This window comes from Synechococcus sp. R8-2 (genome assembly GCF_047461715.1).
Classification (GTDB): Bacteria; Cyanobacteriota; Cyanobacteriia; order Thermostichales; family Thermostichaceae; genus Thermostichus.
On record NZ_JANSHQ010000470.1, the window covers coordinates 1 to 4,652 of the forward strand.

The 4,652-nt window shown below is 61.9% G+C and carries 2 protein-coding genes; both read left to right on the plus strand.

What is annotated here, in order from left to right; genetic code table 11:
* A partial coding sequence (uvrA, locus tag NW819_RS11170; protein ID WP_414413784.1) for an excinuclease ABC subunit UvrA occupies positions 1 to 2,122 on the plus strand: 2,122 nt, incomplete at its 5' end.
* A 223-nt stretch (positions 2,123 to 2,345) separates the two neighbouring features.
* Positions 2,346 to 4,586 carry a hypothetical protein gene (locus tag NW819_RS11175; protein WP_414413785.1) on the plus strand — a complete coding sequence of 747 codons (2,241 nt, stop codon included), beginning with the start codon at positions 2,346 to 2,348 and terminating at the stop codon, positions 4,584 to 4,586.
* The last annotated feature ends 66 nt before the right edge of the window (positions 4,587 to 4,652 follow it).

The following is a 4,652-nucleotide window of genomic DNA, read 5'->3' on the forward strand; positions in this document are numbered from 1 at the left end:
GAACAGCAAGCCAACGGAGCTGATTTTTTCTGAGCAATTTGCCTGCCCGGAGCACGGTTCGGTGATGGGCGAGCTGTCGCCGCGCCTGTTTTCCTTCAACTCGCCGATTGGGGCCTGTCCTGTCTGCCACGGGCTGGGTTTTGAGCCCATCTTCGACCCCGAGCGGATCGTGCCCGATCCCAAGCTCCCCTTGTACGCGGCCATCGCCCCTTGGGCAGAGCGGGAGAACCCCTACTATCTGGCTTTGTTGGCGGGAGCCGCCAAGGCTTTTGGCTTTGACCTCAGCAGCCGCTGGTGTGATCTCACCCCCCAGCAACAGCAGATCATCCTCTACGGCGCCGACCAGGAGGTCTACATCGCCGAGGTAGAATCTCAGTACCGAGGCCGGGGGTACTATCGCCGCTATGAGGGGGTGATTCCCCAATTGCAGCGGCACTACCAGGAAACCACTTCCGAAATCTATCGGCAAAAGCTGGAAGCCTACCTCACCTACCGTCCCTGTTCCGCCTGTGGGGGATCCCGTCTCAAGCCGGAAGCTCTGGCCGTGCGCATCGGCGGCTACCGCATTACCGATCTCACCGAGATCTCCATCCGCGACTGCCTGCACCGCCTGGAGCAGTTGAAACTTACCCCGCGACAAGTGCAGATCGGCGAGCTGGTGCTGCGGGAGATCAAAACCCGGCTGCAGTTTTTGGTGGATGTGGGCCTCGACTACCTAACGCTGGCCCGCCCGGCCATGACCCTCTCCGGGGGCGAAGCGCAGCGGATCCGGCTGGCCAGCCAGATGGGCTCCGGCTTGACGGGGGTGCTCTACGTGTTGGACGAACCCTCGATTGGCCTCCACCAGCGGGACAACGAGCGCCTGTTGCAAACCCTGTTTCGCCTGCGGGATCTGGGCAACACGCTGATCGTGGTGGAACACGACGAAGAAACCATCCGTGCCGCCGACCACATCGTCGATATCGGCCCTGGGGCCGGCATCCACGGGGGGGAAGTGGTGGCCCAGGGATCCCTGGCGGACATCATGGCCTGCGAGCGCTCCATCACCGGAGCTTATCTTTCGGGGCGGCTGCGGATCCCTACCCCTGGGCAGCGGCGGGCTGGGAAAGCGGTTGCCCTCAAGCTCACCAATGCCCACAAAAACAACCTCAAGCACATCGATGTGGAGATCCCTCTGGGCAAGTTGGTCTGTGTTACAGGCGTCTCCGGCTCCGGCAAATCCACCTTGGTCAACGAATTGCTCTACCCTGCCCTGCAGCACCATCTTGGACACAAGGTGCCCCAACCCGCGGAGATGGGAGAACTTGAGGGCATCGAACACATCGACAAGGTGATCGTCATCGACCAATCTCCCATTGGCCGTACCCCCCGCTCCAACCCTGCCACCTACACGGGTTTGTTTGATCCCATCCGCCAAACCTTTGCCCAAACCTTGGATGCCAAGGCCAGAGGCTACCCATCCGGCCACTTTTCCTTCAATGTCAAGGGGGGGCGCTGTGAAGCCTGCAAAGGGCAGGGGGTGAACGTGATTGAAATGAACTTCCTGCCCGATGTGTACGTCACCTGCGAAGTCTGCGGGGGCAGCCGTTACAGCCGCGAAACCCTGCAGGTCAGGTACAAGGGCAAGAACATCGCCGAAGTCCTGGATATGACGGTGGGGGAGGCGCTGGAGTTTTTCGCTGCCCTGCCTCCTGCCGCCAAGATCCTGCAGACCTTGGCCGATGTGGGCCTCGATTACATCAAGCTGGGCCAGCCAGCTCCTACCCTCTCCGGTGGGGAAGCGCAACGGGTCAAGCTGGCCGCAGAACTGGCCCGCCGCTCCACCGGCAAAACCCTCTATCTGCTGGATGAGCCCTCCACCGGCTTGTCTTTTTACGATGTCCACAAGCTCTTGAACGTCCTGCAACGGCTGGTGGATACAGGCAACACCGTGCTGGTGATCGAGCATAACCTGGACATTCTCCGCTGTGCTGATTGGATTATTGACTTGGGGCCAGAGGGCGGCGACCGCGGCGGCCAGATCATCGCCGTTGGCACTCCAGAACGGGTGGCTGAGCACCCCGGATCCCATACAGGGCGCTATTTGAAGCAGGTTTTGCAACAACATCCCCCAGGTCGCTGAGCAACTCAGCCTGCTCCAGGGAGAAAGTTGACCGAAAGCGGCTGTCGGGATCCCCTTTCGCTTTTTGCTCTGCTCACCTCAGCCATGGCGGTGGAGGACTGATGCGGCGAGGACTCTATCCCACCCAGGCGCTCCGCACCGTGAACGCAAGGGTGAACGGTTAGCCTGAGTCTCACGTCGCTATGGCATGATGGGTCGGAAGGAAAAGGTTCGCACTCTCCCCATGGTAGGGCAGACCCTGGGTGGCCGCTATCAGATCTTGGAAGCACTGGGATCCAGCGGACAAACCTACTTGGCACAGGATAGCCATCATCCTGAGCGGCTTCGGGTGGTGCTCAAACGCTGGCAGGCCGGCCAAAATGCTCCGCACCGCGAACACAGTGAGGACTCCGCCTCGCTACGGCATCTCTTTCAGCAAGAAGTGGCGCTGCGGGAGCACCTGGGATCCCACGAGGGTATCCCCCGCCTGTTGGCCTACTTTGAGCAAGAGGGGGAGTTTTATTGGGTGGAAGAATGGGTTGAAGGGCCCACCCTGGAACAAGCTCTATTGCTAGGTAACGCAACCGAGAGGGGCCAGCTAACGACTCCGTCCCGCCAAATGCACTGCCATTGGGGGCACGACTGGACAGAGGCTGAGGTACGAGCCTTGTTGCAGGATGTGCTGCAAACCTTGGCCTTCCTGAATGGGGAAGGGGTGAGCTGCTGCAACCTGCAGCCCTCTCGCTTGATCTACCGTCAGGCGGATGGCCGATGGGTGTTGTTGAAGTGGGGGGGTGAGGAACAGGGTCTGGCTTTTTCCGGCTCTGGCTTCGGGAACCCCTATGGCCCCAGGCATTGCAGCGACCTCTATGCTCTTGGGCTGATTGCCCTGCAGGCCCTCTGCGGGATCCCGCCCCAGAAGCTGTTTCGCGACCCGTTGACGGGGGAGTTGCGCTGGCACGATCTGGCCTCTACTAGCGCTCCTTTTGCTGCTTTTCTGGATCGTTTGGTGAGCTGCAACCCACAACAGTGCTTTCCTTCAGCAACAGCAGCTCTGGCCGCTTTGCAGGCTTTGCCCCCCGCCGAGAGCCCCCCTGCCGCCGAACTCCTGTCCCAGCCCAGCCCTGTCGCCGCCGAGCCCTTACAGGAGCCAACCACCCCACCGCGTTCTCCGGTATCGCTGCGGGCGCGTCCCCGGATCCCACCGGTTTGGGCAGGAGGCAGCTTGGCGGCTTTGCTGGCGTTGACGGTGGCAGGGGCCTGGCAGATGAGGGCGAACCTTGGCCTGCGGGGGGAGCCCAAGGATTCTGTCCCCTTCACGAGAACGGGATCCTCTGGCCCGGCAAAGCGCAACGGCCTGGGACTCCGTCCTACTCGCGAGAACGGTTCTCATGCCTCCGTCCCCACCGCCGTCACGGTCGCGGAAGCGTCGCGTAGCGATAACGACCCGGCAGACTGGGCCAAGTCTTTGCAGCTCAAGGCTACGCTGGAAGGCCCTGTCGCCGTCACTGCTCTGGCCATCAGCCCGGATGGAAATCTCCTTGCTGCCGGGGGAGACGACGGCGTGATCCGGCTTTGGGATCCCCAGGCTGGCCAACTGCTCCAGAGCTGGGCAGGCCACGAGGGATCCGTTGAGGCACTGGCCATCAGCCCAGATGGTACCTTTTTGGTGAGTGGGGGGGCAGACAAGACGGTACGGGTCTGGGATCTGGCGACCCTGGGGGATCCGGCTCTCTCGCCTGGGGATGTGCTGGCGCGGCTGCAGTTGCAAGGGCACACCGGGTTGATCAACAGTGTCGCCATTAGCCCCGATGGTCGTTGGATTGCCAGTGGCAGCGCCGACCGCACCATCCGCCTTTGGCAGGCCGACAACGGCCAGTTGATCCGCACCCTGGCGCCTCCCACTGCTGCCGCCCAGGAGACCCCTCAGAGGGCTGGCATTACAGCAGTGGCCTTTGGCCCAAGACCCACCCGTATGGATACTTCCCACCAATCTGAAGGGATCCCCCCTTGGATCTTGGTGGCCGCCAATGGAGATCCCACCGTTCACCTTTGGGATCCTGGCAGCGGGGCCTTGCTGGAAACCCTAAAGGCCGACTACCCCATCGAGCAGGTGCTTCTGAGCCCAGATGGCCGCTATTTGCTCGCTGGCAGTACCGGTGGCATCTTGGTCTGGAACTTGGGCACGGGATCCTTGGAGCGCACCTTGCCCCAGACTTTGTCCGGCTTGGCCGCCCTTGCCCTCAGCCCTGATGGCCGCTTGCTCGCCAGCGGCACCGATTACCGCGCTCACCAGATCAAGCTCTGGGATCTGCGCAGCGGAGAACAGTTGCGCACCCTGGGCGGCCAGACTTGGATGGTGAGCGTCTTGCTGTTTGGCCCCGGTCGCGGAAGCGTCGCGCAGCGATATGGGCAGACCCTTCTCAGTGGTGGCGCCGATGGCTCAATTCGCATTTGGGGGCCAGCCGACCCAGCTCAGCCCTAGTGGGATCCAAGCAGATAAAATACTCGACGAAGAAGGGATCCCGGCAGAGCATGACTCTAGTCAATA

Excerpts from the sequence above, each read along its gene's own strand:
- NW819_RS11175 (WP_414413785.1), top strand. The coding sequence starts at position 2,346 with ATGGTAGGGCAGACCCTGGGTGGCCGCTATCAGATCTTGGAAGCACTG.